Source organism: Nitratireductor sp. StC3 (assembly GCF_003015025.1).
GTDB classification, from domain to species: Bacteria; Pseudomonadota; Alphaproteobacteria; order Rhizobiales; family Rhizobiaceae; genus Mangrovimarina; species Mangrovimarina alexandrii.
Genome location: NZ_PYBP01000001.1, coordinates 546956 through 573348, shown reverse-complemented (window position 1 = coordinate 573348; position 26393 = coordinate 546956). Strand labels below are relative to the sequence as shown.

The window sequence follows — 26393 nt, the reverse complement described above, 5'->3', positions numbered from 1 at the left end:
GCCGCCCGAAGGTCAAAGCCGCAGCGCGCCGGCGATCTTCGGCGTCGCGTCCGGCCAGTCCTCGACCGCGGCGATGCCCTCGGCCGGCGGCGGCAGGAGCCGGCGCAGCGAATTGTCGGCCATCAGGTGGAACAGATGCGCGTCGGCGACGCTGGCGCGGGCCGAGATCAAATTGTGCGGCAGGTCGTCGACGAAGGCGACCGGGCGTCGGCCGTCGCCCCTGAGCGCGGCGATCGCCGGGCCCTTGGCCATTTCGGTGGTCAGCAGCGGATAGGTCAGCCCCAGCGTCTCGAGATGGGCGCGCCGGACCGCGCGATGGCGGTGCGGCATGGCGGTCAACAGCACGATCTCGGCGCCGGCCGACAGCGTTTCCAGCGCCTCGGCCGCGCCCGCCGCCATTGTCTGCCACTCGGCCTGGGCAGCGAAGAAGGCGCTGAGCAGGCCCGAAACGGTCTCCCGGTCAACCACGGCGCCGGTGTCGATCTCGGTGACGTTGCCGTGCAGGCGGAACGTTTCCAGCCCCAGCGCGTAGCCCTTTGCGGCGAGGAAGCGCGGAAACGGCCGGATGAACTCCAAAATCACGTCGTCGACGTCGAGCACCACAAGCGGGCGCTTGTCGCGCGCCAGTTCGGCGATCTGGCGGGCGGTTTCGGGATCGTCGCTCATGTCGAGGCCAGAAAATCGTCGTTGCCGCCGGGCAGGGCGCGTTGGGCCTGGCCGACCGCCGCCGGGTCGATGTCGTGCGCCTGGCAAAATGCCGTCAGCGTCGGCTCGTGGGCGAGCAGGAAATTCAGCACGCCCGCCAAAAAACCCGGCTCGGCCGCCGCGCGCCTGATCGCGTCCGCCTCGATGCCGGTCAGCGCCAGGAAGCGCGGCAAAAGCACCGGATCGGCGGCGATGAAACCGAGCGCCTGGATGGCGAGCGCTTCGGCGGCTGGGGAACTGGCGCTGGCGGGCATGGGCAGGATCCGGATCGCTGGACGCGGCCAGACCTAGCCGCTCGTCGGCCGGCAGGCAAGCCGGTCGCGGCCTGGCAAGGGGTTTGCCTTTCGTCAATCAAATCGCGATAGGCTGTCTTTAGGGAGAATCGCGCTTTTCCGGCCCGAACGCCGGCAACGCGGCCCGAAGAACCTGTCGTCAGGGTGGGGCGAGCATGTCGAAGACTGTGATGATCGTCGAGGATAACGAGCTCAACATGAAGCTCTTCCGCGACCTGATCGAGGCCAGTGGCTACGCCACGGTGCGCACGCGCAACGGGCTCGAGGCGCTCGATCTCGCGCGCCGGCATCGGCCGGACCTGATCTTGATGGACATCCAGTTGCCGGAAGTGTCGGGCCTGGAGGTGACGAAATGGCTGAAGGAGGATGACGATCTGCACGCCATTCCCGTCATCGCCGTGACGGCGTTCGCCATGAAGGGCGACGAGGAGCGCATCCGCCAGGGCGGCTGCGAGGCCTATATTTCCAAGCCGATCTCGGTCGGCAAGTTCATCGAGACGATCAGATCCTATCTGGGCGACGCCTGACGGGCTCATTTTCACGCCGAGCGAACGGAACCGGACCATGACCGCACGCATCCTCGTCGTTGACGACATCCCGGCGACCCTGAAACTGCTGGAGGCTCGGCTTCTGGCGGAATATTTCGAGGTGCTGACGGCGACCTCCGGCCCCGAGGCGCTGGAACTGTGTCGGGGCGGCAAGGTCGACGTGGTGCTGCTCGACATCCTGATGCCGGACATGGACGGTTTCGAAGTCTGCCACCGGCTCAAGCAGAACCCGGCGACCGCCCATATTCCCGTCGTCATCGTTACCGCGCTCGACCGGGTCGCCGACCGCATCCGCGGTCTGGAGGCCGGTGCCGACGATTTTTTGACCAAGCCGGTCAACGACCTCCAGCTCCTGACCCGGGTCAAGAGTCTGGTGCGGCTGAAGATGCTGTCCGACGAGCTGCGCCTGCGCGCGGCGACCACGCGCATGATCGGCATCGAGCCGCTGCTTGCCGACATCGTGCCGGCCGACGAGGAAAGCCCGCGCGTGCTGGTGGTGGACGACGACGCCGAAGCGGCGGCGGCCGTCACCGGCCTGCTGGCCTCCTATGTCACGCCGATGGTCCAGCCCGACCCGCAGGCGGCCTGTTTCCAGATCGCCGAGGGCAATTTCGACTGCGTTCTGGTGTCGACCGGTTTTGCCCGCTTCGACCCGCTGCGGCTGTGCTCGCAACTGCGCTCGCTCGACCGCACCCGGTTCGTGCCCATCATCCTGATCGCCGACAAGGACGAGCAGCAGCGCGTCACCCGCGCGCTCGAGCTCGGCGTCAACGACTATATCGTGCGGCCGCTCGATCGTCAGGAACTGATCGCCCGGCTGCGCACCCAGGTCCGGCGCAAGCGCTACAATGACCGCTTGCGCGCCAATGTCACCGAAACCATCGCCATGGCCGTCACCGACGGGCTGACCGGCCTGCACAACCGCCGCTATCTCGACAGTCATCTCGACACGCTGGTCGAGCGCGCCAGGGCGGGCGGGCGCCCCCTGTCGGTGATGATCACCGATCTCGACTGCTTCAAGACCGTCAACGACACCTACGGCCACGACGGCGGCGACGAGGTGCTGCGCGAATTCGCCGAGCGGCTGCGCCGAAACGTGCGCGGCATCGACCTTGCCTGCCGTTATGGCGGCGAGGAGTTCGTCGTCGTCATGCCCGACACCGACGCGCGGGCAGCGGCCAGGATCGGCGAGCGCGTGCGCGCCGAGATCGAGGCCGCGCCCTTCGCCGTGGGGCCGGACCAGGTCGCTGTGGGGTTGACGGTCAGCGCCGGCATCGCTGCCCTCGACGGCGCGGGCGATACCGCCGCCGGATTGCTCAAGCGGGCGGATCTCGCCCTTTACGAGGCCAAGCACGGCGGCCGCAACAGGGTCGTTTCGGCGGCGGCCTGAGTCCCGTTCTCTGGGCCGCCGGGTCGGGCCATGGCCGGCTTGTTTACGTTAACGTAAGCAAGCTGTCGCATATCCTTAATAAATAGTTGATTTCTTCCTCGCATTGCGCGAGAAATCCTCGGAACAAGAGTGTTCGGTGACGGTTTTCACGCGGACCTCTCGTCATACCCCATGATGCTCAGGTCCGCCGCATCTCCTGGGTTCCGTGGGGTTGGCCGGTCGGCTCTGACTCTCAGTGGCCTCCTCGTACCGCTGTCAGATTGCCGGCCGGCCCCCTTTTCCTCTCATTGCGAGCATCAGGGCAGGGCGCCTGTGTCCCGCGCGCGGCAGCGCGCGAAACGAGGCCCGTCTCATGCCGTTGCCGTCGCTCTGCCGGGGCGCGGGGTGAGCGGCTCCGAACAACAAAAAACGCCGCCCTTGCAGGCGGCGTCATCCAGGTGCCGGCGTTGCGGCGGCCTATTTGATCTTCGTTTCCTTGAACTCGACATGCTTCTTCGCAATCGGATCGTATTTGCGGAACGACATCTTTTCCGTCTTCGTCCGGCTGTTCTTGCTGGTGACGTAGAAAAAGCCGGTATCGGCGGTCGACAGGAGCTTGATCTTCAGGTTTGCGGCTTTGGCCATGACGTTCGTCCGTTGTTCTCGCGAAATTCAGCCGGCTTGGAACCCACCCTCGGGGACGCGACTTACGTCGACAGGCCGTGCAGAGTTGGCGGAGACATATACAAGCGCCCCCGAAAGTCAAGGCCGCCGTGCCCGGGCGGCTCCGGTGTCGCGCTTTTTTTTCGCGCCGTCACGGAAATGACGGCAGCGCGGACGGTGACGCGCCCGAAAACGCGCGGAACTCGCGCACCAGGTGGGCCTGGTCGGCATATCCGCAATCGGCCGCGATCTGGGCCCAGTCGGCCGTCTCGGCGCGCCGGGCGATCGTCAGCGCGCGGTTGAAGCGCACCATGCGCGCGGTGGCTTTCGGCCCGATGCCGATCTCCTCGCCGAAGTGCTGGTTGAGATGTTTGCGCGAGCAGTCGAGCGAGCGGGCCAGGGCGCCGATGCGCACCGTGCCGTGGCTGGCAAGGATGCGTTGATAGGCCCAGGCGGTCGCGCCGTGCCGTGGTGCCGCCGCCGCCAGCCGGCGGCGCAGCAGCGTCTCCACCGCCGCGAACCGGTGCCGCCAGTCGCCATGTTCGCCGAGGCGGTCGCGCAGGTCGGTGATGTCGGGGTCGCCGAGCTCGTCGAGCTGCACCATGCGCCGCGCGATCTCGCACATCGGAATGCCGAAGAACCGCCGTGCTCCGAGCGGGGTGAAGTCGATCTGGATGCATTCGGCGCGCCCGGTCGAGTCGATCAGCACGAAACCGGGATAAAGCCCCGAGGTGAAGCTGTTGTAGCGCTCGTCGGCGGTTGGCGCGCGGCCGAGCGCGATCCGGAACGGCTCGCCGAATCCCACGATCAGCGGCACCGCCAGCGGCGCCATCTCCACGGCATGGGCGAGCGCGTGGCCGTTTTCGCGATAGCCGACGATCCTGATCACCTCGCCGCCGAGATCGGCCGGCACCCGATGCTGCACCAGCACCGTGGTGGCGTCCGGCTGCGGGGCGCGGGACGGGGCGTGTCGGGGATCTTCTGCCATATCGTGCCTTTTCGCCAGCGCGCATGGTAGGCCAAGCCGCCGTCGCGCAAAAGCCCGGCATTGCGGCTGGCCGCGGCTTCGGGCTTGCACACGGCGCAAACCGCAATAGTGTGATGCTGCTGCTGGGGAGGGTGGTCGATGGCCGAAGGGTTTTTAGCCAAGCTGCGTGTTTTGCTGGAGGGCGATCCGGCCGTGCGCCGTGTTGCCGACGATCCGGTGCTGTCGGCCGAGCTTTTGTTGCTGTTTCGCATGATCCTGGCCGATGGCGAGGTCGACGAGAAGGAGCTGGAGACGTTCCGGCGCATCTGCCGCGAGGCGTTCGGCATCGGCGAGGACAGCCTGAAAAGCGTGATTCGCTACCTGCACGATTTCGGCTACGAGACGACCGGCTCGCAGGCGCTGGCGCTTTTTCGCACGCTCGACCGGCAGCGCCGCGTCGACCTTGCCCGCCATATGGCCGAGATCGCCAAATCCGATTCGGATCTGAGCGAGCATGAAGTCAGGCTTTTGCGCCGCACGCTCGACGTGCTCGACCTCGACCCGTCGGATGTTGTCGGCGGCGACGTGCACGGCGAGGCAGACGCGGATCCCGCGCAGTAGCCCGCGCCAGTCTTATCCCTGTTCTGCCAGGCGCCGCCGGATCGCGCGTTTCAGGTCCGGCGCGGCGGCCACCAGCGCCTTGGCCGCGTCCGAGCGCGGATCGTCGAGCACCGCGTCGGTCTTGCCTTCCTCCACGATCTTGCCGTCATGCATCACCATCACCTCGTCGGTGATCGCGCGCGCCACCGTCAGGTCGTGGGTGATGAACAGATAGGCGACGCCCAGGCGCTGGTTCAAATCGGCGAACAGGTCGAGCACCTGGGCGCGGATCGACACGTCGAGCGCCGACACCGGCTCGTCGGCCACGATCAGCTTCGGCCGCGTGATCAGCGCGCGCGCGATCGAGATGCGCTGGCGCTGGCCGCCGGAAAACTCGTGCGGATATTTTTGCATGTCGTCCGGCCTGAGCCCGACCTCGTGCAGGGCGTGCGCCACCATCTCGCGGCGCGTTGTCGGCGTGGGCGCCTCGTCGAGCAGGTGCAGCGGTTCGGCGACCAGGCGTTCGACCTTGTGGCGCGGGTTGAACGAGCCGTACGGGTCCTGGAACACGACCTGCATGTTGCGCCGCGCCGGTTTCAGCGCCGCCTCGCTCTTGCCCGTCAGCGTCTCGCCGAGGAAGCGGATTTCGCCGGCGCTCGGCCGGTCGAGGGCCAGGATCATCCGCGCCAGCGTCGATTTCCCGCAGCCCGAGCGGCCGACCAGCGCCACGGACTGGCCGGGCTTGAGTGCGAACGAGACGCCGTCGACGGCGCGGAACGGGACCGGGCGCGAAAACGGCGAGCGTCGCCGCCCGGCATAGTCGCGCACCACCGTGTCGACCTCCAGCAGGTTGGGCCCGGACGCATCCGCCGCGGCGCGGTGCGGCCGGGCCGGCACGTGCATCGACGCCTCGGCGAGCTGGCGCGTATAGGGGTGGACCTGGGCGGCGAGCGTCGGCGCGGTCTCGCCGTCCTCCATCACCGTGCCGTGGCGCATGATGGTCACCCGGTCGGCCATGTCGGTGACGACCGCCAAATCGTGGCTGATCAGAAGCAGCCCCATGTGGTTTTCCGCCACCAGGTCTCGCAGAAGGTCGAGGATCTGCGCCTGCAGCACCACGTCGAGCGCGGTGGTGGGTTCGTCGGCGATCAGCAGTTTTGGCTTCAGCGCGCAGGCGATCGCGATCACCACGCGCTGGCGCTGGCCGCCGGAAAGCTGGTGCGGATAGCGCGACAGCGGAAACTGCGCCTCCGGCAGGCCGACCCGGTCGAGGATCCGGCGCGCCGAGGCCTCGGCGTCGGCCCGGTTGGCGCCGGTGTGCCAGCGTATGCCTTCGGCCACCTGTTCGCCGATCGTCTTGACCGGGTTGAGTGCCGTCATCGGCTCCTGGAACACCATGCCGATATCGTCGCCGCGCAGCCGGCACATCGCCGCCTCCGGCGCCGCCAGAATGTCGATGCCGTCGAAGGTGACGCGGCCGCTGGCCTCGGCCGCGTGCGGCAGCAGCCGCATGACGGTGAGCGCCGTCATCGACTTGCCCGACCCCGATTCGCCGACCAGGCCCATGGTCTGGCCGGCTTCGATGGCAAGGTCGACGGCATTCAGGATCGGCGCGTCGCCGATCTTCAGCGTCAGCTTTTCGATCTCCAGAAGCGCCATCAGCGTTGACGTCTCAGTTTCGGGTCGAGCACGTCGCGCAGCCCGTCGCCGAGCAGGTTCAGGCCCAGCACGGTGACCACGATCGCCAGGCCGGGAAACAGCGCCAGGTGCGGGGCCACGATCATGCGCGTCTGGGCGTCGAACAGCATGCGGCCCCAGGACGGCATCGGCGGCTGCGCGCCGAGGCCGACATAAGAAAGCCCCGCTTCGGCCAGGATGCCGAGCGCGAACTGGATCGTGCCCTGGACCAGCAGGATCGAGGCGATGTTGGGCAGGATGTGCTCGATGGTGATCAGCACTTTGTTCTTGCCGGCCGCGCGCGCGGCCAGGATGAATTCGCGCGGCCACAGGGCGAGCGCGCCGGCGCGCGCCACGCGTGCGAAGACGGGGATGTAGAAAATGCCGATCGCGATGATGGCGTTGATCGCGCCGGGTCCGAAAATCGCGGTGATCAGCACGGCCGACAGCAGCGCGGGGAAGGCGAAGACGAGATCGTTGAACCGCATCAGCGCCTCGTCGATCAGCCCGCCGCGCGCCGCCGCCCAGCAGCCGAGCGGCACGCCGATGCCCATGCCCATGCACACGGCCACCACCGCGACCGCGATCGAGTTGCGCGAGCCGACCATGATCATCGACAGGATGTCGCGGCCGAAATGGTCGGTGCCGAACGGATGCGTCCACGACAGGCCCTGCATGCGGTCGGCCGGCACCAGCCTTGTCACGTCGAACGGCGTCCACACCAGCGACACCACGGCCATGGCCGTGATCAGGGTGGTGATCGCGAAGCCGGCGACGAAGGAGCGGTTGGAAAACGCCGCCGCCAGGAGCCCCTGTTCGGGTTGCGGCAGGTCGAGCGGTTCGGCGGCCATCAGCGCGTCCTCAGCCGCGGATCGACGAGCGCGTAGCAGATATCGACCAGAATGTTGACGATGACCACGCTCGCCACCAGAAGCATCACCACGCCCTCGACGACGATCAGGTCGCGCTGGGTGATGGCCTGGAACACCAGACGTCCCAGCCCCGGCAGGTAGAACACGTTCTCGATGATGATCGTGCCGGCGAGCAGGAAGGCGAATTGCAGGCCCAGAATGGTCAGCACCGGGATCATGGCGTTGCGCAGCGCGTGGCGCCACAACACCGCTTCGCGCGGCATGCCCTTGGCGCGGGCGGTGCGGATATAGTCCTCGCCCAGCACCTCCAGCAGCGCCGAGCGCGTCACCCTGGCCAGGATCGCCGCTTGCGGCAGGGCAAGCGCGATCGCCGGCAGGAGCAGCGCCCGCAAGCCGCTGAGAAGCCCGTTCTCCCAGCCCGAGAACCCGCCGGCCGGCACCAGCCGCAGCCAGACCGCGAACACGTAGATCAGGATCAACGCGAACCAGAAATTCGGCACCGCGACGCCGAACTGCGCCGCGCCCATGGCGAGCGTGTCGGCCGCCTTGCCGCGTCTGGCGGCCGCGAACAGCCCGACGGGAATGGCGATCGCGGTCGATAGAATAAGCGCCATCAGCGCCAGCGGCAGCGACACGACGGCCCGCTCCGCGACGAGTTCGATCACCGGGCTGGAATAGGTGAAGGAACGGCCGAAATCGCCGACCACGAGCCCGCTCACCCAGGCGAGATAGCGCGTCACCACCGGCTGGTTGAGGCCCATCTGCTCGCGCAGCGCGGCCAGCGCCTCCTCGGTGGCGTTCATGCCCAGCATGAGCTGTGCCGGATCGCCCGGCACGATCTCCAGCACGGCGAAAACCACGATCGAGGCCACGACCAGTGTCAGAAGCCCGACGGCGATGCGCTTGGCGAGAAATGCGATCATTGGGCCTTGCGTCTCCCTCCCCGCGAGGGGGAGGGAGAGACATCCGTTATTCGGCCCACTTCACGCCGGTCAGGTCGGTTGCCTGCACCGGCGAGTTCTCCCACATGCCTTCGAGCTTGGCGTCCCACACGCCGATCTTGGGCAGCTGGAACAGGTAGCCGTTGACGGCGTCCTCGGCGATGATCGTCTGCGCCTTGGCGTAGAGTTCGTTGCGCTTGGCCTGGTCGGAGGTGACGTCCAGCTCGGCGATCACGGCGTCGAATTCGGGATTGTCGTACTGGAAATAATAGTCGTCGCGCGCATAGATGCCGATATCGTTCGGCTCGGTATGCGACACGATCGTCAGGTCGTAATCCTTGGCCTTGAACACCTGGTCGAGCCATTGCGCCCATTCCACCGGAATGATCTCGAGCTCGATGCCGACCTCGCGCAATTGCGAGGCCACGATCTGGCCGCCGTCGCGCGCATAGGACGGCGGCGGCAGCTTCAGCGTCGCCTTGAAGCCGTCTTCGAAACCGGCTTCCTTCAGCAGCGCCTTGGCCTTTTCCACATCGTGCGGATAGGTGCCGGTCAGGTCGACATAGGCCTCGTTGCCGGGCGAGAAATGCGAGCCGATCGGCGTGCCGAAGCCGGAGCCGTTGCCGGCGATGATCGCCTCGCGGTCGAGCGCGTGGGCGATCGCCTGCCGCACCTTGAGATTGTCGAACGGCGCCTTCTTGTTGTTGGTCGAAAGAATGGTCTCGCCCTCGGTCGAGCCGACCACCACGACAAAGCGCGGGTCGGCCTCGATCTGGGGCAGGGCGTCGCCGGCCGGCATGTTGGGGAAGGCGTGTACGTCGCCGGTCAAAAGCGCCGGCACGGCGGCGGCCGCGTCGGGGATGATGCGGAATTCGACCGTGTCGAGCGCGACCGGCTCGCCCCAGTAGCCCTCGGCCTTCGACAGGGTGATCGAGGAGCCCTTGGCCCAGTTGTCGAACTTGAACGGCCCGGTGCCGACCGGGTTTTCCTTGTTGCCCTCGGCCGATTCGGACGCCACGATCACCGCGTCGCCCCAGCCCAGATTGTACAAAAACGAGCCCTGCGGCTGTTTCAGCGTCACCTTGACCGTGGTCGGATCGACGATTTCGACCGTGTCGATGGCCGCGAAAAGCCCTTTTTGGGCGTTGGTGGAGTCTTCCGCCATCGCGCGCTCGAGCGAGAACTTGACGTCCTCGGCGTCGAAAGCGCTGCCGTCGTGATAGGTCGCGCCGGCGCGAAGCTTGAAGGTGTAGACCTTGCCGTCGTCGGAAATCTCCCAGCTCTCGGCCAGGGCCGGCGCGACCTCGCCGCCGCGGCCGATCCGCGTCAGGCCCTCGAACACGTTGGCGTAGACGATCTCGTCGATCGCCGCGGCCGCGCCCGCCGTCGGGTCGAGATGCGGCGGTTCCAGCACCACGCCGACAACCAGGTCGGTCTTCGCGGCGAACACCGACGTGCTCGAGGCCAGCGCAAGGGCCGTCGCGGCCAGGACGGATTTCCACATTGTCATCGGTCTTGCTCCCATAGCGGTTCGGATTGGATCAAAGCGCGAAATCGCGCGTGAGTAAATCGCGTTTGTGGCCGCAAGGCTTGCCATGCCCTCAGCCGCGGCCGCGCAGCCGCGTCGCCACCAGCGCCAGATAGCACACGAAGAACAGCGCCAGCGACCACGCGAAGCCGTGCGCGCCCAGAATATCCATGCCGATGCCGGTCACCTGCGGCCCGACCAGCATGCCGAGCCCGTAGCAGAACACGAAGGCGGCGTTGGCCGAGGCGAGGTCACGCCCTGTCAGGCGCGCCCCGAGATGGGCAAGCCCCACCGTGTAGAGCCCGGCCACCACGCCGCCCCACACGAACAGAACCGCGGCCACCACATACCAGTCGAGCGACACCATCGGCAAAACGATCATGCCGGCGAGCCCGATCGCCGCGCACACCGCCAACAGGGTGCGCCGGTCGGCCATGCGGTCGCTGATCATGCCGATCGGAATCTGCAGCAGCACGTTTCCAAGCCCGATCATCGTCAACAGCAGCGCGGCGTCGGCCTCCGAATAGCCGATCCGGTTGCCGTAGACGGGAAAAAGCGCGAACCCGCCGGTCTCCACCGCGCCGAACACCAGCACCGCCGCGGTCGCGGTCGGAACCAGGAAGACATAGCTCAAGAAGCTGCCGCGACGGGCCGCGCCGCCGATGGCCGGGCTTTCGCGCCAGGCCGCGACCACCGGCACCGCCGATGCCAGCGTGATGGTGAAGCCGACCACGAACGGCAGGATGCCGTCGCTGCCCAGGCGCGAAAACAGCCACGGTCCGAAGGCGAAGCCCAGCGACAGCACGGTGGCGTAGATGCCCAGCACCAGGCCGCGCTTGTGCGGCGGGGCCGAGGCGCTGATCCAGAATTCCGACAGGATGAACAGCGCGGTGATCGCCGCATGCAGCACGACGCGCAGCGGAAACCACATCCAGAAATCCGTCGCGAAGTAAAACCCGATAAAGGAAAAGGCGCCGGCCACGATCGCCACCAGCATGGTCGCCACGACGCCGAACCGCGCCGCGATCGGGATCGCCAGCGGCGCCATGGCGATCGAGGCGAGACCGGCTACGCCGGTGTTGAGCCCGATCGCGGTGGCCGAGAAGCCGCGATTTTCCAGGATCACGCTCAGCAGCGGCACGCCCAGGCCGATCGCCATGCCCACGGCGCTGATCGAGGCGATGGCCGCGCCGAGCGCCAGCCAGCGCACCGTTTCGATTTCCTCGTCCGCCGCAGCGCCCCCCGCCATCGTGCTGATTTTTCCGCCGGTCAGATCATGGCCCGCACGAAGCGGTTGTGAAGCATGCGGTAAAACGGCACCTCGCGGCCCGGCTCGAGCTCGGGGTCGTCTTTCAGCCGGGCCTGCAATTCGTCGAGCACGGTGCGCGTGATGGCGGGAATATCGGCCTCTCTGGCCTGCGACAGCGGCAGCCAGACCAGCTCCTCGAGCTCGTTGGTCGGCCCGCCATCGTCGAGCTCGCAGGCGACGTCGGAGCGCCAGGCGGCCAGGAAGCGGGTGTCGAAGCGCCGCACCCTTCCGGGCGGGGTGATGGCGCGGGCGACGAAGCGCAGCCGGTCGAGCGCCGGTTGCACGCCGTGCTCGGCAAAACCCTGCCAGCCGGAATGCCGGGTCTGGAAGGCTTCGCGCCGCCCGATCAGCAGGCCGGCCTCCTCGTAGGCCTCGCGGATCGCCGACAGCGCGATGGCGCGTGCCCGGGCCGGGGTGGCGCGTGCGCCGGTGCCGGCGATGCGCTGCTCCTCGTCCGGATGCAGCGGCGCGGCGATCGCCACGCGGCTGTCGGTCGGGTCTGTGCGGCCGCCCGGAAACACGAATTTGCCCGGCATGAAGGCGTGCGCCCGGTGCCGCCGGCCGAGCAGGACGCGGGTTTCGGCGCCGTCGCGGTCGAGCAGGATCAGCGTTGCGGCGTCGCGCGGGCGCATCGGCCTGCCGCCGAGGGCGAAATCCTTCGATTCGACCCGGTCCACGTCGGCCCGGCTCATGCCGTCCTTCACGTTCCGGCTCTCCCGCTTGCGCCCGCTCATAATTCCGGATGGGTCTCGAGTTCTTCGGCGGGCCCGCCGAAACCGTGCATGCGCAGCGCCCATTGCAGCCCCACGACCGCGCCCTTGGTCGGTTGCAGCAGCGCCAGCGCCGACAGGATCGTGATCGGCACCCAGATCGCCAGATGCTGCCAGGTCGACAATGTCGTCGTCGCTTCCACGCCCATGAAGGCGCCCACGATCACGTGGCCGACGACGACCACGACCAGATAGGCCGGCAGGTCGTCGGCGCGGTGATGGTGGAATTCCTCGCCGCAGGCATCGCAGCGTTCGGCGGTGCGCAGGAAGCGGGCGAACATGCGGCCTTCGCCGCATTTGGGGCAGCGCCCCAGAAAGCCGCGCTTCATCGCCTGCCACAGCGGCCGGTCGGTTGTCTTTGTCGCGGCCGCGCCGCCGAATTTCCGTGCGTCCATCTATGTTCTCCTGTCGCGGGCCCGGCTGGTGCGCCGCGATGATCGTGTGTGTGCCCGGTTTTTCGCCTTGTGGAAGGAGCGTGTGGCCGGTGGCAGGGGGCGCGCGTCGCTGAGCATCTCGAAGCGCAGGGCGCCCGCCAGCGGCGCGACCTCGACCAGCCTGACATCGACCCGGTCGCCCAGGCGGAAACCTTTCGAACTCCTGTCGCCGACGAGCGAATGCGCCGTTTCATCGTATATATAGTAGTCGCCACCGAGCGACGACACCGGTATGAAGCCATCCGCGCCGTATGCCGGCAATTGGACAAATAGTCCCGCCTTGGTCACGCCCGACACGCGCGCCTCGAACGTGTCGCCGCGGCGGGTGGCCAGATGGCCGGCGATCAGCCGGTCGATCGTGTCGCGCTCGGCCGCCATGGCGCGGCGTTCGGCCGCCGAGATCAGGGCGGCGATGTCGTCCAGCCGCGCTTCTTCGCCCGGCGTCAGCCCGTCCTTGCCCAGCCCCAGCGCGGCGATCAGCGCCCGGTGGACGATCAGGTCGGCGTAGCGGCGGATCGGCGAGGTGAAATGGGCGTAGCGTTTCAGATTGAGGCCGAAATGGCCGATATTGTCGGGCGCGTATTCGGCCTGGCTTTGCGAGCGCAGCACCACCTCGTTGACCAGTTGTTCGTGGTCCTCGCCGCGCACGCGCTCCAGAATGGTGTTGAACTGCGCCGGGCGCAGTTGCGCGCCGCGCGCCAGCGACAGGCCGAGCGTTTTCAAAAACTCGCGCAGCGATTCCTGCTTGGCCAGCGAGGGCGCGTCGTGGGTGCGGTAGACCAGGGCCTGGCGCTTGGCCTCCAGCGTCTCGGCGGCCGCGACATTGGCCTGGATCATGAACTCCTCGACCAGCTTGTGCGCCTCGAGCCGCTCCGGCACCACGACGCGATCGACCTTGCCCTCGTCGTCGAGCAGGATCTTGCGTTCCGGCAGGTCGAGTTCCAGCGGCTTGCGGGCCGTGCGTCCGCGTTTGAGCACCGCATAGGTCTCCCACAGCGGTTTCAGCACGGTGTCGAGCAGCGGCGCCGTCTTGTCGTCCGGGGCGCCGTCTATGGCGGCCTGCGCCTGCGGATAGGCGAGCCTGGCCGCCGAGCGCATCATGACGCGGTGGAAGGAATGTCTGAGCTTGCGCCCGTCGGCGGCAAACACCATGCGCACCGCCAGCGCCGGGCGGTCCTCGCCCTCGCGCAGCGAGCACAGATCGTTGGAGATGCGCTCGGGCAGCATCGGCACCACCCGGTCCGGAAAATAGACCGAATTGCCCCGTTTCTGCGCCTCGCGGTCGAGGGCCGAGCCGGTGCGCACATAGGCCGCGACATCGGCGATCGCCACCGTGGCGACCACGCCGCCCGGATTGGCCGGATCGTCGTCGGCATGGCCGCAGACGGCGTCGTCGTGGTCTTTCGCATCGGCCGGGTCGATGGTCACCAGCGCCGCGTCGCGCCAGTCCTCCCGGCCGGCCATGCCCGCCGGTTCGGCGGCCTCGGCCTCGCCCAGTACCTCGGCGGGAAACACATGCGGAATGTCGTGCGCGTGCAGCGCGATCATCGACACCGCCTTTTCGCTGGTCAGCGACCCGATCACGGCGAGCACCTTGCCGCGCGCCGGGCCGTAGCGGTTCGGGCGGCGGGTTTCCAGTTCGACCAGGTCGCCGGTTTGGGCGCCGTTCAGGAAGGACGCGTCGATCTCGACTTCCGGCTGGCGCCGTTCGACCGGCTGGGCGACAAAACCCCCGTCCTCGCGCTTGGCGATCACGCCCAGGATGGCGTCGCGGCGCTTGTCGAACACCTTCATCACCCGCGCGGTATAGGCGGGCCCGTCCGGCCGCTCGCGCATGAAAAGACGCGCCAGAACGCGGTCGCCGACGCCTGCCGTGGTCGCCTTGCCGCCGCGCGCCTGACCGACCGAGATCACCACGGGCTCCCCGTCTTCCTCGCGGCTTTCCGACGGGCGGGCCAGCAGGCCGCCATCGGCATCCCGGCCAAAGATGTCGAGCACGGCGACCGGCGGCAGCGCGCCCGGCCGGCTCAGATTCTTGCCCTGCTTGGCCAGCAGGCCCTCGGCCTCGAACTCGCGCAGCAACTGCTTCAGCCAGATCCGGTCCTGGCCCTTGAGCTTGAAGGCCTTGGCGATATCGCGCTTGGTCGCCCGTTCGGGATTGTCGGCGATGAAGCGCAGCACGTCCTCGCGCGCCGGGCGGGCGACGTCCTTGCCGCCGCCTGGTTGGGATCCTTTCGCGCCGCGGCTCACGAAGCGTCCGAGAGGCCGCCCGCCTTGGCGGTTTTCTTGGTCTTCGCGCCGGTCTTGCCGGCGGCGGGCTTCTTGGCCTTGCTTGTCTTCTTCGCGCCGCCCGACTTTGTCTTGCCGGCCCGTTCGGCGATCAGCGCGACCGCCTCCTCGAGCGTGACGCTGGCCGGATCCTTGCCTTTCGGCAGGGTGGCGTTGACCTTGCCGAAATTCGCGTAAGGCCCGTAGCGCCCGTCGCGCACGGTCACCTTGCCGCCGCCGTCTGGATGGTCGCCGAGATCCTTCAAAACCGTGGCCGCGCCGCGCCGCGCGCCGCCCTTGGCCTGCTTTTCGGCCAGCACCGTGACGGCCCGGTTGATGCCGACGCTGAAGACGTCCTCGACCGATTCGAGATTGGCATAGGTGCCGTCATGCAACAGGAACGGCCCGTAACGGCCGATTCCGGCCGAGATCATTTTTTGCGTCTCGGGGTGTTGGCCGACATCGCGCGGCAGCGACAGCAGCGCGAGCGCGCGCTCCAGGTCGATCGTGTCCGGCGTCCAGCCCTTGGGCAGGCTGGACCGTTTGGCCTCCTTGCCTTCGCCGCGCTGGACATAGGGGCCGAACCGGCCCGATTTCAGCGCGATCGGCTCATCCGTGTAGGGATCGACGCCCAGCGCCTTGTCGCCGGTGTCGCCGCTCGCGCCGTTGCCGTCGGCGCCGTCGCCGAGCTGGCGCGTATAGCCGCATTCGGGATAGTTGGAGCAGCCGACGAAGGCGCCGTAGCGTCCGAGCTTCAGCGAAAGCTGGCCTGTGCCGCAGCGCGGGCAGGCGCGGGGCTCGCCCCCGTCCTCGCGGGCCGGAAACACCAGCGGCGCCAGTTCCTCGTTGAGCGCGTCGAGCACCTCGGTGACGCGCAGTTCCTTGATGTCGGCGACCGCGGCCGAAAAATCGCGCCAGAATTCGCGCAGCACGTCCTTCCAGGCGAGCTTGCCGTCGGAAATCTCGTCGAGCTTTTCCTCCAGCGCGGCGGTGAAGTCGTATTCGACGTAGCGCTCGAAAAAGCTTTCCAGAAAGGCGATCACCAGCCGCCCCTTGGCCTCCGGGATCAGCCGGCGCTTGTCGATCTCGACATAGCCGCGATCCTCCAGCGTCTTCAGCGTCGCGGCATAGGTCGAGGGCCGGCCGATGCCGAGCTCTTCCATCTTCTTGATCAGCGAGGCTTCCGAATAGCGCGGCGGCGGCTCGGTCGTGTGCTTGGTGACATCGATTTTGTCGCGGGCGACGCTCTCGCCGGCCTCGATCTGCGGCAGCCGGCGGTCCTCGTCGTCGTCGCTGTCCTCGTCGCGCCGGTCGGCATAGGCGGCCAGGAACCCGTCGAACTTGACCACCGAGCCGACGGCGCGCAGCCCCGCCATGCGGGCGCCCTCGCGCGCCTCGATCTCCACGGTCGTGCGCTCGATCTCGGCGGCGTTCATCTGGCTGGCGATGGCGCGTTTCCACACCAGGTCGTAAAGCCGCGCCTGGTCGCTGTCCAGGATCGCGCGCATCTGCTCCGGCGTGCGCGAGAAATCCGTTGGGCGGATCGCCTCGTGCGCCTCCTGGGCGTTCTTGGCCTTGGTCGAATAGACCCTGGGCTTGTCGGGCACGTAGGAGGCGCCGAACGTGTCGGTGATCGCGCCGCGCGCGGCCTCGATCGCCTCCGGCGCGATCTGGACGCCGTCGGTTCGCATATAGGTGATCAGGCCGGTGGTTTCGCCGTCGACGTCCAGACCTTCATAAAGCCGTTGGGCGACCTGCATGGTGCGCGAGGCCGAAAATCCCAGGCGCGAGGAGGCCGCCTGCTGCAGCGTCGAGGTGGTGAAGGGCGGCGGCGGGTTGCGGCGGGTGGGTTTGGCTTCGACGTCGGCGACCGTGAACGAGGCCGCGTCCAGCATCGCCTTGATGGTGTCGGCCTGCTCCTGGCTGTCGATGTCGAGCTTTTGCAGTTTTTTGCCGTCGAACGCGGTCAGCCGGGCCTCGAAACCTTCCTGGCGCGGCGTCGTCAGGCTGGCGGCGATCTGCCAATAGTCCTGGCGCACGAAACGCTCGATTTCCGCCTCGCGGTCGCACACCAGCCGCAGCGCCACCGACTGCACGCGCCCGGCCGAGCGGGCGCCGGGCAGCTTGCGCCACAGCACCGGCGACAGCGTGAAGCCGACCAGATAGTCGAGCGCCCGCCGGGCGAGATAGGCGTCGACCAGCGGCACGTCGATGTCGCGCGGATTGGCCATCGCGTCGAGCACGGCCTTTTTTGTGATCGCGTTGAAGACCACGCGCCGCACGGGCTTGTCCTTCAGGGCGCGTTTCTGGCGCAGCACCTCCAGCACGTGCCACGAAATGGCCTCGCCTTCGCGATCCGGGTCGGTGGCGAGCACCAGGCCGTCGGCCTCCTTGACCGCCTTGGCGATATCGCTCAGCCGCTTGGAGGCGGGGCCGTCGACTTGCCAGGACATCGAAAAATCCTCGTCCGGCAGCACCGAGCCGTCCTTGGCCGGCAGGTCGCGCACATGGCCGAACGACGCCAGAACCTTATAATCCCGACCGAGATATTTGTTGATTGTTTTCGCCTTGGCCGGCGATTCGACGATGACGACGTCCATATCTATGCGATGTCCCTGTGGCGCCGCCGGCGCCGGAATGTGTCCGTGCACGCCGTTCTTGGGCCAAATCAGTGCGTCACATGGCGGGGCTTTCGGGCGGGGTCAAGTCCCGGCACCCAAATTGGAGCTTCGGCAACCAGGGATTTGCATCGGGGTGCGCGCATGGAGATTTACAACCCAAAGTGACGATGCTAAGTGTAGTTGTAGAAGTGCAAAAAGGGCGACAAGTCGTCGCCAGGCAGGTCCTGCCGGGGCGGATCGCCCTTGTGCCGACGCATACTTCAACGCACGGATCAACGACTATCGAAACGGACCAACGATTATCGAATAAGAAAAACAAAAGGTGCTGGCCATTTCGCAATGACGCAGAACCGGACCTACCGCAGAACCGAGACGCTGGACTTCATGCAGTCTATGCTGGCACAGTTGCGGACCATGGCCGAGGCGGAACAGTTGGAAATGCTCGCATATCTGATCGAAATGGCCTATGTCGAAGCCAGCGACATCAATCGCGGCGAAAGATCCCGGCGCAACAATGGCGGCGACGACCCCTATTCGAGCCCGCACGGCACGCGCCGGCAATAATCCCGCAATAGTTTTGTCGAGGCGCCGTCGCGCCGCCGGGCCTGTCCTTCCGGATTGACGGCCGGCCGGCTTGTGTCGCCGTGACGCGGCGGCGATAGGCGGTGTTTCGCCGTCCAAATCGGTGGAGCGGTCAAAAAGATCGCCTTGGGGGCTTGATCCGGAGTTCCCCTCGCAGCATGTATGCGCCGCAATCGGATCAGCAGAAAGATTAAAGGTTGGAATTGAAGAAGCAGGACAAGGATTTCGTCCAAAGACGCAACGACGCGATGGCCGCCAAGGCCGCGCTTCTGGAAAAGTTCAAGAACAGACCCAGCGAAGACGACCCGGCCGTGCAGGCGCGTATCGCCGAGCGCAAGGCGATTGCGGAGGCGCGTGAACAGCGCCGCAAGCAACGTGAAGCCGAGCGGCAGGCCAAGCGCGCCGAGGAAGCGCGCCTGAAGGCCGAGCGCGAGGCCGCGCTCGAGGCCGAGCGACTGGCGCGCGAGGAAGAAGAGCGTCGTCTGGAGCAGCAACGCCGCGCCGAGGAATTGGCCAAGCGTGCCGAGAGTCTCGTCGACGACGCCGCCCTCAAGGCCAAGCGTGACGCGCGTTACGCCGCCCGCAAGGCGCGGGTGCGCAAGATCGGCTGAGGTCCGCTCTGCGGCGGCTCCCCGCTGTCGCGGTCGACTATCCCCGTCGTTTGGCGCACGGTCCGAAGACCGGCGTGGCGATCACGGTCGCCGCGCGTCTTGGCGTTGCCGCGGGCTCGGCCGAGCCGGCCTCAGCCTGACCGCAGCGCGTCGGCAAGCGGGCCGGCCAGGTCGCCCTGCGCCCGTGTTTCGACGCGCTCCAGGCCCAGCCAGTGCGCCAGGCTGCGCAGTTCGCCGGCCAGCGCCTCGGCGGTATGGGCCGGCGCGTGCGGCTCTGCGAAGGCGGTATTGACCCGCAGCGTCGACGCCGCGCGGTCGGCCTTGACGCACAGGCGCGCCACGATCGCTTCGCCGAGCCGGAACGGCAGCACGTAATAGCCGTGCACCCGCTTGTCGGCGGGGGTGTATATCTCGATGCGGTAGCGGAAGCCGAACAGTCTTTGCGCACGCCCGCGTTCCCACACAAGCGGATCGAACGGCGCCAGCAGTGCCTGGCCGCCGACCCGTCGCGGCGTGCGCGCATCCTTGGTCAGGAAGGCTTTCTGCGACCAGCCCTCCACGCGCACCGGCAACAGGTCGCCGGTCTCGACCAGTTCGTCAAGCCGCGGGTCGGCGTCTTTGGGCGACAGCCGGAAATAGTCGCGCAGATCGGCGGCCGTGGCCACGCCGAGCCCGCGCGCCGACACGCGCAGCAGATGGCGTATCGCGTCGGCCGGCTCGGGTGTTTTGGCGTCGTGGATCGCGGCGGGAATGACCCGTTCGGGAAGGTCGTAGCAGCGCTCGAACCCGCGACGCGTCGCGGTCGTGATCCGGCCGACCCAAAAAAGCCATTCCAGCGCCTGTTTGACCTCGCTCCAGCCCCACCAGCCGCCGCTGCCCTTCTGGTCCTCGAAATCGGACGCCGCGATCGGTCCGCGCGCGGCGACCTCCTGGTAAATGCGCTCGATATAGGCGCGGTTTTCCCGCGCGAACGCGGCCAGGCCTTTGTAGATGCCCTGGTTGCGGCGCGCCTTGTCCATCCGCCACTGCATATAGGGCCACATCTCCACCGGCAGCAGCGAGGCTTCGTGCGCCCAATATTCGAACAGCCGGCGCGGCCGCTTCCAGGCGGCCCGATCGATCAGCGCCATCGGGTAGGGGCCGAGCCGCGAGAAGGCGGGCATGTAGTGCGCCCGCACCACGGCGCTGACGGAATCGATCTGCAACAGGCCGGTATGGCGCAGCACCCGGCCTATTGGCCGGAAGTCGCCGACCTGTGGCGGTCGCGAATCGGCAAAACCCTGGGCGGCGAGTGCGATGCGCCGGGCGGCGGCGAGCGACAGGCTGTCTTTCATGATGCGCGGCATGGTTTCCGGGGGCGATGACGGTTCGTGCGACGAGACGACGCGTATGCCCTCCCGTCAACCCGAAAGCGGCGGCGGCGCGGCCGTCTGCTGCCAATCCTGTCATCAGGCCCGGTGCGGGCTTGTGGCGCGCCCCGCCGTCCGCCTCGCGGTTGGGGGGCGAGGCGGGCTACCGCGATTTTGCCAAGGTTTGACTTGCTTCGCTGTGATGGCTGCGCTAACCGTCGCCGCGTTGCAACATGAGCATGAACTCCGTCGCGTCGCCCGACGATTTTCGGCGCCTTGAGCGCGCCGAAGGGCGGCAAAAGGCGCGGAAAGGCTCCGGAAGGCTGGGCAATGAACGAACTCCTCGTTTCATATCTCCCGATCGTGATTTTCATCGGCGTGGCGCTTGTCATCGGCATTGCCCTGCTGGCGGCGCCCTTCATCGTCGCCTACCAGAACCCGGATCCCGAAAAGCTCTCTGCCTATGAATGCGGCTTCAACGCCTTCGACGACGCGCGCATGAAGTTCGACGTGCGGTTCTATCTGGTATCGATCCTGTTCATCATCTTCGACCTCGAGGTCGCGTTCCTGTTTCCCTGGGCGGTGTCGTTCGGCGAGATCGGCTGGCTCGGCTTCTGGTCGATGATGGTCTTCCTTGCCGTCCTGACGATCGGCTTTATCTACGAATGGAAAAAGGGAGCGCTGGAATGGGATTGACCTCCGGTTCAGACACCCTCGTCGCCCCGCGGCCCAAGGGCATCATCGATCCGAACACGGGCAAGCCGATCGGCGCCGACGACGCGTTTTTCGGCGACATCAACAGCGAGCTGGCCGACAAGGGTTTTCTCGTCACCTCTTCGGAATCGCTCGTCACCTGGGCGCGCACGGGGTCGCTGATGTGGATGACCTTCGGCCTGGCCTGCTGCGCGGTCGAGATGATGCATGTGTCGATGCCGCGCTACGACGCCGAGCGCTTCGGCGTCGCCCCGCGCGCCAGCCCGCGCCAGTCCGACGTCATGATCGTGGCCGGCACGCTGACCAATAAGATGGCGCCGGCGCTGCGCAAGGTCTATGACCAGATGCCCGAGCCGCGTTACGTCATCTCGATGGGCTCGTGCGCCAATGGCGGCGGCTACTACCATTATTCCTATTCGGTGGTGCGCGGCTGCGACCGGGTGGTGCCGGTCGACATCTACGTGCCCGGTTGCCCGCCCACGGCGGAGGCGCTGCTTTACGGCATCTTGCTTCTGCAAAAGAAGATCCGCCGCACCGGCACGATCGAGCGCTAGATTTCGGGATCGGCAAATGAGCGAAGCGCTGAAAGACCTGGCCGCCTACGTGTCCGAACGCCTCGACGGGCGTATCGAGGATGCTGTCGTGGCCTTCGGCGAACTCACGCTGACGGTGGCGCCGGGCGACGTGCTGGAAGTGCTCGCCTTCCTCAAGCGCGACGTCCAGTGCCAGTTCGTCTCTATGATCGACATTTGCGGCGTCGACTATCCGGCGCGCGAAAAGCGCTTCGACGTGGTCTATCACCTGTTGTCGCCGCGCCAGAACCTGCGCGTGCGCCTTCGTGTCATGACCGACGAGGACACGCCCGTTCCCTCCGCCACCCCGGTCTATCCGGGGGCGGACTGGTTCGAGCGCGAGGCCTACGATCTCTACGGCATCCTGTTTTCGGGCCATCCCGACCTGCGCCGCCTGTTGACCGATTACGGCTTCGAGGGCCATCCCCTGCGCAAGGATTTTCCGCTCACCGGCTTTGTCGAGGTGCGCTACGACGACGAGGCCAAGCGCGTCGTCTACGAGCCGGTCGAATTGAAGCAGGAATTCCGCAATTTCGACTTCCTCTCGCCCTGGGAAGGCACCGACTACGTGCTGCCCGGCGACGAGAAGGCCAAATGATGGGGATGAACCGCCATGGCGCGCCTTGTAGTCCTTATCCTTCTCGCGGCGATCGTGGTCGGCGCGGTGTGGTATGTGTGGACGCGGATCGCGGGTCGGCCGTTCGTCAACGACACGGTCGGCAAGATTTTGGTGGCGTTGACCGTCGCCGGTCTGGCGCTGTGGCTGTTTGGCGGCGGCGCGCTGTTCGGGCAGGGGTGATCGGCCGATGACGACGCTCAGCGGACAATGTCTTTGCGGCGCGGTGCGTTTTACCGCCACCCCGGTCGGTGAGACCATGGGCGTGTGTCATTGCGGCATGTGCCGGCGCTGGACGGGCGGTACCTTCATGTCGACCGACTGCGGCTCGAGCGTGCGCTTCGAGGCCGAAGAGGCGCTCGGCCGTTATCGCGGCTCGGATTGGGGCGAGCGGCTTTTCTGCCGGTCCTGCGGCGCGACCCTTCTGTGGCAGACCCAGGACGGCGCCAACCAGCACGTGTCGATCCACGCTTTCGACGATCCGGAGGCGTTCCGCTTCGACAGCCAGATCTTTATCGATCGCAAGCCCGCCAATTACAGTTTCGCCAACGAGACGCGCACCATGACCGAGGCCGAAGTTTTCGCGCTGTTTGCGCCGAATTCCAGCGAGGGCGCGCAATGACCGAGCATTCCGTCCGCAACTTCAACATCAATTTCGGCCCGCAGCATCCCGCCGCGCACGGCGTTCTGCGCCTGGTGCTGGAGCTCGACGGCGAGGTGGTCGAGCGCGTCGATCCGCATATCGGCCTTTTGCATCGCGGCACCGAAAAGCTGATCGAGCACAAGACCTATCTGCAGGCCGTGCCTTATTTCGACCGGCTCGACTATGTCGCGCCGATGAACCAGGAACACGCCTTCGCGCTCGCCGTCGAGCGGCTGCTCGAGATCGAGGTGCCCAAGCGCGGGCAGGTGATCCGGGTGCTGTTTTCCGAGATCGGCCGCATCCTGTCGCATCTGTTGAACGTCACCACCCAGGCGATGGACGTCGGTGCGCTCACCCCGCCTCTGTGGGGCTTCGAGGAGCGCGAGAAGCTGATGGTGTTTTACGAGCGCGCCTGCGGGGCGCGCATGCATGCCGCCTATTTCCGCCCCGGTGGCGTGCATCAGGACATTCCCGACCAGCTCGTCGAGGATATCGGCAACTGGATCGATCCGTTCATGACCACGGTCAAGAATCTCGACGATCTCCTGACCGACAACCGCATCTTCAAGCAGCGCAATGTCGACATCGGCGTGGTCAAGCTCGACGACGCCTGGGACTGGGGTTTTTCCGGCGTCATGGTGCGCGGGTCGGGCGCGCGCTGGGACCTGCGCAAGGCGCAGCCCTACGAATGTTATTCGGAGATGGAGTTCTCGATCCCGATCGGCAAGAACGGCGATTGCTACGATCGCTATCTGATCCGCATGGAGGAGATGCGCCAGTCGGCCGCCATCATGCGCCAGTGCGTCGACCGGCTGCTCGGCACGCAGAAGACCGGACCGGTTTCCAACACCGACGGCAAGGTCGTGCCGCCCAAGCGCGCCGCCATGAAACGGTCGATGGAAGCCCTGATCCATCATTTCAAACTGTATACCGAGGGCTACCGGGTGCCCGAGGGCGAGGTTTATGCCGCCGTCGAGGCGCCGAAGGGCGAGTTCGGCGTCTATCTCGTCTCCGACGGCTCCAACAAACCCTATCGCTGCAAGCTGCGCGCGCCGGGCTTTGCCCATTTGCAGGCGATGGATTTTCTGTGCCGCGGCCACATGCTGGCCGACGTCTCCGCCGTTCTCGGTTCCCTCGACATCGTTTTCGGAGAGGTCGACAGATAATGAGCGTCCGCCGTCTCGCAGAGCCAGCCGTTCAGCCAGCCGCCTTCGCCTTCAACCGGGCGAACGCGGCGGAGGCGAAGAAATGGGTCAAGAAATATCCCAAGGGGCGTGAGCAGTCCGCCGTCATCCCGCTTTTGATGATCGCCCAGGAGCAGGAGGGCTGGGTCACGCGCGCCGCGATCGAGACGATCGCCGACATGCTCGACATGCCCTATATCCGCGCGCTCGAGGTTGCCACCTTCTACACTCAGTTCCAGTTGAAGCCGGTCGGCACCCGTGCCCATATCCAGGTCTGCGGCACGACGCCGTGCATGCTGCGCGGCTCCGAGGCGCTGATGCAGGTGTGCCGCGACAAGATCCACCCCGAGCCGTTCCACACCAATGCCGACGGCACCTTGTCGTGGGAAGAGGTCGAGTGTCAGGGCGCGTGCGTGAACGCGCCGATGATCATGATCTTCAAGGACAGCTACGAGGATTTGACGCCCGAGCGGCTCGGCGAGATCATCGACGCCTTCGCGGCCGGCAACGGCAAGGACGTCAAGCCCGGCCCGCAGACCGAGCGTTTCTTCTCCGCGCCCGAAACCGGTTTCACCAGCCTGACCGACGAGAAGGCGGTTTTGAAGGCGACGCGCGCCAAGCCGTCCGCGTCGCGCAAGGCCAAGGGCGATCCGGTGCCGCCGTCGAAGTCGGCAAAGCCGAAGACCGACGCCATCGAGACCAGCCCGGCGGTCAAGACCCCGTCCAGGGTCAAGGCGAGCGCCAATGGCGAGAAGGCGGCCAGCGTGTCGGCGCCGAAGGCCGATCGGCGCGCGGCCAACAAGGCCGAACCCGCCGTGGAGGGGGCCGACAAGCCGCGCAAGGCCCGCACGGCCCCCGCCAAGTCGGCGAGCGCCAAGCCGCAAAAACCGTCTCTGCTCGACAAGGACCGCCCGATCGGCATGGAGCGCCCGGCCGCCCCCGACGATCTGCGCCTGATTTCCGGAGTCGGACCGAAGATCGAAAAGACCCTGCACGAGCTCGGCATCTTCACCTATGGCCAGGTCGCGCGCTGGACCAAGGCCGAGCGCGCCTGGGTCGACGGGTTCCTGAAGTTCCACGGCCGCATCGAGCGCGAGGAGTGGATCAAGCAGGCCAAGGCGCTCGCCAAGGGCGGCGAGGCCGAATATGTCCGCGTCTTCGGCAAGAAGCCGAGGTGAGGAGACAGTCATGCTGCAAGACAAGGACCGCATCTTCACCAATATTTACGGCCGCTTCGACACCTCGTTGAAGGGCGCGATGGCGCGCGGCCACTGGGACGGCACCAAGGGCCTGATCGCCAAGGGCCGCGACTGGATCATCGACGAGATGAAGGCCTCCGGCCTGCGCGGCCGCGGCGGCGCCGGCTTCCCGACCGGGCTGAAATGGTCCTTCATGCCCAAGCAGTCGGACGGCCGGCCGCATTATCTGGTCGTCAATGCCGACGAGTCCGAGCCCGGCACCTGCAAGGACCGCGACATCATGCGCCACGACCCGCATACGTTGGTCGAGGGCTGCCTGATCGCCGGCTTCGCCATGGGCGCGCATGCCGCCTACATCTATGTGCGCGGCGAGTTCATCCGCGAGCGCGAGGCGCTGCAGCGCGCCATCGACGAGGCCTATGACGCCGGCCTGCTCGGCAAGAACAACAAGAACGGCTGGGATTTCGACGTTTTTGTCCATCACGGCGCCGGCGCCTATATTTGCGGCGAGGAAACGGCGCTGCTGGAAAGCCTCGAGGGCAAGAAGGGCCAGCCCCGGCTGAAGCCGCCATTCCCGGCCAATGTCGGTCTTTATGGCTGCCCGACGACCGTCAACAATGTCGAATCGATCGCGGTCGCGCCGACCATCCTGCGCCGCGGCGCGGCCTGGTTCTCTTCCTTCGGCCGCCAGAACAATGCCGGCACGAAGCTGTTTTGCATCTCGGGTCACGTCGAGACGCCCTGTACGGTCGAGGAGGAGATGTCGATTTCCTTCCGCGAGCTGATCGAGACCCATTGCGGCGGCATTCGCGGCGGCTGGGACAATCTGCTCGCCGTCATTCCCGGCGGCTCGTCGGTGCCGCTGGTGCCGGCGCACGAGATCGTCGACGCGCCGATGGATTTCGACGGGCTGCGCGACCTGAAATCCGGTCTCGGCACCGCCGCCGTCATCGTCATGGACAAGTCGACCGACATCGTGAAGGCGATCGCGCGGCTGTCTTATTTCTACAAGCACGAAAGCTGTGGCCAGTGCACGCCCTGCCGCGAGGGCACCGGCTGGATGTGGCGCGTGATGGAGCGGCTGGTGCGCGGCGAGGCGCAAAAGCGCGAGATCGACATGCTGCTCGACGTCACCAAGCAGGTCGAGGGCCACACGATCTGCGCGCTGGGCGACGCCGCCGCCTGGCCGATCCAGGGCCTGGTGCGTCATTTCCGCCCCGAGATCGAGCGCCGCATCGACGAGTTCTCGCGCAATGCCGATCGCGCCCGCCCGGCGCTGGCGGCGGCGGAATAAGGATCGACAAGACGTCACGGACACGCGCAGGAAGGGACGGGAAACGACCGGGGGAAACCGAAAC

The 26393-nt window shown here is 66.9% G+C and carries 27 protein-coding genes; 13 read left to right on the top strand and 14 right to left on the bottom strand.

Annotated features, from left to right (window positions below):
* Nucleotides 1-12: 12 nt before the first annotated feature.
* Both C7T96_RS02900 and C7T96_RS02895 read right to left on the bottom strand, forming a co-directional pair.
* The gene (locus C7T96_RS02900) at nt 13-666 is read right to left on the bottom strand and encodes a hypothetical protein (protein WP_106569639.1); all 654 of its coding nucleotides are present in this window, start codon (nt 664-666) and stop codon (nt 13-15) included.
* The gene (locus tag C7T96_RS02895) at nt 663-959 is read right to left on the bottom strand and encodes a DUF3572 domain-containing protein (RefSeq protein WP_106569638.1); all 297 of its coding nucleotides are present in this window, start codon (nt 957-959) and stop codon (nt 663-665) included. The genes C7T96_RS02900 and C7T96_RS02895 overlap by 4 nt, the downstream gene beginning before the upstream one ends.
* Nucleotides 960-1153: 194 nt before the next feature.
* Here C7T96_RS02895 and C7T96_RS02890 point away from each other — a divergent pair, with 194 nt between their 5' ends.
* Together C7T96_RS02890 and C7T96_RS02885 are read left to right on the top strand one after the other, a co-directional pair.
* Nucleotides 1154-1525, top strand: coding sequence for a response regulator (locus C7T96_RS02890; protein ID WP_106569637.1), 372 nt, complete (start codon nt 1154-1156; stop codon nt 1523-1525).
* 37 nt (nt 1526-1562) lie between these two features.
* Nucleotides 1563-2936: a PleD family two-component system response regulator gene (locus C7T96_RS02885; RefSeq protein WP_106569636.1), complete on the top strand. Its 1374-nt coding sequence runs from the start codon at nt 1563-1565 to the stop codon at nt 2934-2936.
* 456 nt (nt 2937-3392) lie between these two features.
* Here the strand turns inward: C7T96_RS02885 and rpmG are convergent, their stop codons facing one another.
* Together rpmG and C7T96_RS02875 are read right to left on the bottom strand one after the other, a co-directional pair.
* Complete coding sequence (gene rpmG / locus C7T96_RS02880) at nt 3393-3560, bottom strand: 50S ribosomal protein L33 (protein WP_106569635.1); 168 nt, start codon at nt 3558-3560, stop codon at nt 3393-3395.
* A gap of 169 nt (nt 3561-3729) precedes the next feature.
* A complete protein-coding gene (locus C7T96_RS02875; protein WP_106569634.1) occupies nt 3730-4566 on the bottom strand; it encodes a helix-turn-helix domain-containing protein in 837 nt (278 codons plus the stop codon).
* Nucleotides 4567-4704: 138 nt separating this feature from the next.
* On the opposite strand from C7T96_RS02875, the gene C7T96_RS02870 reads away from it, so the two are divergent.
* Nucleotides 4705-5166 (top strand): TerB family tellurite resistance protein, encoded by a 462-nt coding sequence (locus C7T96_RS02870; protein WP_106569633.1) that lies wholly within the window; start codon nt 4705-4707, stop codon nt 5164-5166.
* A 12-nt stretch (nt 5167-5178) separates the two neighbouring features.
* Here C7T96_RS02870 and C7T96_RS02865 read toward each other — a convergent pair whose 3' ends face one another.
* From C7T96_RS02865 to topA, 9 genes are all read right to left on the bottom strand, one after another.
* Nucleotides 5179-6804, bottom strand: a complete 1626-nt coding sequence (locus tag C7T96_RS02865) for a dipeptide ABC transporter ATP-binding protein (RefSeq protein WP_106569632.1) — start codon at nt 6802-6804, stop codon at nt 5179-5181.
* On the bottom strand, nt 6804-7673 hold the full coding sequence (locus tag C7T96_RS02860; protein WP_106569631.1) for an ABC transporter permease: 870 nt from the start codon (nt 7671-7673) through the stop codon (nt 6804-6806). The genes C7T96_RS02865 and C7T96_RS02860 overlap by 1 nt, the downstream gene beginning before the upstream one ends.
* Nucleotides 7673-8617, bottom strand: coding sequence for an ABC transporter permease (locus C7T96_RS02855; RefSeq protein WP_106569630.1), 945 nt, complete (start codon nt 8615-8617; stop codon nt 7673-7675). The genes C7T96_RS02860 and C7T96_RS02855 overlap by 1 nt, the downstream gene beginning before the upstream one ends.
* A 46-nt stretch (nt 8618-8663) precedes the next feature.
* Nucleotides 8664-10145, bottom strand: coding sequence for an ABC transporter substrate-binding protein (locus tag C7T96_RS02850; protein ID WP_106569629.1), 1482 nt, complete (start codon nt 10143-10145; stop codon nt 8664-8666).
* A gap of 91 nt (nt 10146-10236) precedes the next feature.
* Nucleotides 10237-11373, bottom strand: coding sequence for an MFS transporter (locus C7T96_RS02845; protein WP_199190409.1), 1137 nt, complete (start codon nt 11371-11373; stop codon nt 10237-10239).
* Nucleotides 11374-11432: 59 nt separating this feature from the next.
* Nucleotides 11433-12206, bottom strand: a complete 774-nt coding sequence (locus C7T96_RS02840; protein ID WP_106569627.1) for an NUDIX hydrolase — start codon at nt 12204-12206, stop codon at nt 11433-11435.
* Nucleotides 12203-12637 (bottom strand): DUF983 domain-containing protein, encoded by a 435-nt coding sequence (locus C7T96_RS02835; protein ID WP_106569626.1) that lies wholly within the window; start codon nt 12635-12637, stop codon nt 12203-12205. Before C7T96_RS02835 ends, C7T96_RS02840 begins: the two co-directional genes overlap by 4 nt.
* A complete protein-coding gene (rnr, locus tag C7T96_RS02830) occupies nt 12638-14926 on the bottom strand; it encodes a ribonuclease R (RefSeq protein ID WP_106569625.1) in 2289 nt (762 codons plus the stop codon).
* Nucleotides 14923-17544 (bottom strand): type I DNA topoisomerase, encoded by a 2622-nt coding sequence (gene topA / locus C7T96_RS02825; RefSeq protein WP_106569624.1) that lies wholly within the window; start codon nt 17542-17544, stop codon nt 14923-14925. The genes rnr and topA overlap by 4 nt, the downstream gene beginning before the upstream one ends.
* A gap of 360 nt (nt 17545-17904) precedes the next feature.
* On the opposite strand from topA, the gene C7T96_RS02820 reads away from it, so the two are divergent.
* Both C7T96_RS02820 and C7T96_RS02815 read left to right on the top strand, forming a co-directional pair.
* A complete protein-coding gene (locus tag C7T96_RS02820; RefSeq protein WP_106569623.1) occupies nt 17905-18129 on the top strand; it encodes a hypothetical protein in 225 nt (74 codons plus the stop codon).
* 215 nt (nt 18130-18344) lie between these two features.
* On the top strand, nt 18345-18758 hold the full coding sequence (locus tag C7T96_RS02815) for a DUF6481 family protein (protein ID WP_275068993.1): 414 nt from the start codon (nt 18345-18347) through the stop codon (nt 18756-18758).
* A gap of 131 nt (nt 18759-18889) precedes the next feature.
* On the opposite strand, the gene C7T96_RS02810 is transcribed toward C7T96_RS02815, so the two are convergent.
* On the bottom strand, nt 18890-20092 hold the full coding sequence (locus C7T96_RS02810; protein ID WP_106569975.1) for a winged helix-turn-helix domain-containing protein: 1203 nt from the start codon (nt 20090-20092) through the stop codon (nt 18890-18892).
* A 345-nt stretch (nt 20093-20437) separates the two neighbouring features.
* On the opposite strand from C7T96_RS02810, the gene C7T96_RS02805 reads away from it, so the two are divergent.
* From C7T96_RS02805 to nuoF, 8 genes are read left to right on the top strand one after another with little or no spacing between them, the layout of a single operon-like run.
* A complete protein-coding gene (locus C7T96_RS02805) occupies nt 20438-20803 on the top strand; it encodes an NADH-quinone oxidoreductase subunit A (protein WP_106569622.1) in 366 nt (121 codons plus the stop codon).
* On the top strand, nt 20794-21375 hold the full coding sequence (locus tag C7T96_RS02800) for an NADH-quinone oxidoreductase subunit B (RefSeq protein WP_106569621.1): 582 nt from the start codon (nt 20794-20796) through the stop codon (nt 21373-21375). The genes C7T96_RS02805 and C7T96_RS02800 overlap by 10 nt, the downstream gene beginning before the upstream one ends.
* A gap of 16 nt (nt 21376-21391) precedes the next feature.
* Entirely contained in the window at nt 21392-21991 is a 600-nt protein-coding gene (locus tag C7T96_RS02795) for an NADH-quinone oxidoreductase subunit C (RefSeq protein ID WP_106569620.1), read from the top strand.
* 15 nt (nt 21992-22006) lie between these two features.
* Entirely contained in the window at nt 22007-22192 is a 186-nt protein-coding gene (locus tag C7T96_RS02790; protein WP_106569619.1) for a hypothetical protein, read from the top strand.
* Nucleotides 22193-22199: 7 nt separating this feature from the next.
* Complete coding sequence (locus tag C7T96_RS02785; RefSeq protein WP_106569618.1) at nt 22200-22631, top strand: GFA family protein; 432 nt, start codon at nt 22200-22202, stop codon at nt 22629-22631.
* A complete protein-coding gene (locus C7T96_RS02780; RefSeq protein ID WP_106569617.1) occupies nt 22628-23818 on the top strand; it encodes an NADH-quinone oxidoreductase subunit D in 1191 nt (396 codons plus the stop codon). The genes C7T96_RS02785 and C7T96_RS02780 overlap by 4 nt, the downstream gene beginning before the upstream one ends.
* A complete protein-coding gene (locus tag C7T96_RS02775) occupies nt 23818-25014 on the top strand; it encodes an NADH-quinone oxidoreductase subunit E (protein ID WP_106569616.1) in 1197 nt (398 codons plus the stop codon). Before C7T96_RS02780 ends, C7T96_RS02775 begins: the two co-directional genes overlap by 1 nt.
* A gap of 10 nt (nt 25015-25024) precedes the next feature.
* Nucleotides 25025-26329 (top strand): NADH-quinone oxidoreductase subunit NuoF, encoded by a 1305-nt coding sequence (gene nuoF, locus C7T96_RS02770; protein ID WP_106569615.1) that lies wholly within the window; start codon nt 25025-25027, stop codon nt 26327-26329.
* The last annotated feature ends 64 nt before the right edge of the window (nt 26330-26393 follow it).

Bases quoted from the DNA above. Each gene is read 5' to 3' on its own strand.
- C7T96_RS02805 (WP_106569622.1), top strand. From the start codon at position 20,438: ATGAACGAACTCCTCGTTTCATATCTCCCGATCGTGATTTTCATCGGC.
- rpmG (WP_106569635.1), bottom strand. From the start codon at position 3,560: ATGGCCAAAGCCGCAAACCTGAAGATCAAGCTCCTGTCGACCGCCGAT.
- C7T96_RS02885 (WP_106569636.1), top strand. From the start codon at position 1,563: ATGACCGCACGCATCCTCGTCGTTGACGACATCCCGGCGACCCTGAAA.
- C7T96_RS02835 (WP_106569626.1), bottom strand. From the start codon at position 12,637: ATGGACGCACGGAAATTCGGCGGCGCGGCCGCGACAAAGACAACCGAC.
- C7T96_RS02895 (WP_106569638.1), bottom strand. From the start codon at position 959: ATGCCCGCCAGCGCCAGTTCCCCAGCCGCCGAAGCGCTCGCCATCCAG.
- C7T96_RS02850 (WP_106569629.1), bottom strand. From the start codon at position 10,145: ATGACAATGTGGAAATCCGTCCTGGCCGCGACGGCCCTTGCGCTGGCC.
- C7T96_RS02795 (WP_106569620.1), top strand. From the start codon at position 21,392: ATGAGCGAAGCGCTGAAAGACCTGGCCGCCTACGTGTCCGAACGCCTC.
- nuoF (WP_106569615.1), top strand. From the start codon at position 25,025: ATGCTGCAAGACAAGGACCGCATCTTCACCAATATTTACGGCCGCTTC.
- C7T96_RS02840 (WP_106569627.1), bottom strand. From the start codon at position 12,206: ATGAGCGGGCGCAAGCGGGAGAGCCGGAACGTGAAGGACGGCATGAGC.
- C7T96_RS02865 (WP_106569632.1), bottom strand. From the start codon at position 6,804: ATGGCGCTTCTGGAGATCGAAAAGCTGACGCTGAAGATCGGCGACGCG.
- C7T96_RS02890 (WP_106569637.1), top strand. From the start codon at position 1,154: ATGTCGAAGACTGTGATGATCGTCGAGGATAACGAGCTCAACATGAAG.
- C7T96_RS02785 (WP_106569618.1), top strand. From the start codon at position 22,200: ATGACGACGCTCAGCGGACAATGTCTTTGCGGCGCGGTGCGTTTTACC.
- C7T96_RS02900 (WP_106569639.1), bottom strand. From the start codon at position 666: ATGAGCGACGATCCCGAAACCGCCCGCCAGATCGCCGAACTGGCGCGC.
- C7T96_RS02870 (WP_106569633.1), top strand. From the start codon at position 4,705: ATGGCCGAAGGGTTTTTAGCCAAGCTGCGTGTTTTGCTGGAGGGCGAT.
- C7T96_RS02875 (WP_106569634.1), bottom strand. From the start codon at position 4,566: ATGGCAGAAGATCCCCGACACGCCCCGTCCCGCGCCCCGCAGCCGGAC.
- topA (WP_106569624.1), bottom strand. From the start codon at position 17,544: ATGGACGTCGTCATCGTCGAATCGCCGGCCAAGGCGAAAACAATCAAC.
- C7T96_RS02855 (WP_106569630.1), bottom strand. From the start codon at position 8,617: ATGATCGCATTTCTCGCCAAGCGCATCGCCGTCGGGCTTCTGACACTG.
- C7T96_RS02775 (WP_106569616.1), top strand. From the start codon at position 23,818: ATGAGCGTCCGCCGTCTCGCAGAGCCAGCCGTTCAGCCAGCCGCCTTC.
- C7T96_RS02860 (WP_106569631.1), bottom strand. From the start codon at position 7,673: ATGGCCGCCGAACCGCTCGACCTGCCGCAACCCGAACAGGGGCTCCTG.
- C7T96_RS02810 (WP_106569975.1), bottom strand. From the start codon at position 20,092: ATGAAAGACAGCCTGTCGCTCGCCGCCGCCCGGCGCATCGCACTCGCC.
- C7T96_RS02800 (WP_106569621.1), top strand. From the start codon at position 20,794: ATGGGATTGACCTCCGGTTCAGACACCCTCGTCGCCCCGCGGCCCAAG.
- C7T96_RS02820 (WP_106569623.1), top strand. From the start codon at position 17,905: ATGACGCAGAACCGGACCTACCGCAGAACCGAGACGCTGGACTTCATG.
- C7T96_RS02790 (WP_106569619.1), top strand. From the start codon at position 22,007: ATGGCGCGCCTTGTAGTCCTTATCCTTCTCGCGGCGATCGTGGTCGGC.
- C7T96_RS02780 (WP_106569617.1), top strand. From the start codon at position 22,628: ATGACCGAGCATTCCGTCCGCAACTTCAACATCAATTTCGGCCCGCAG.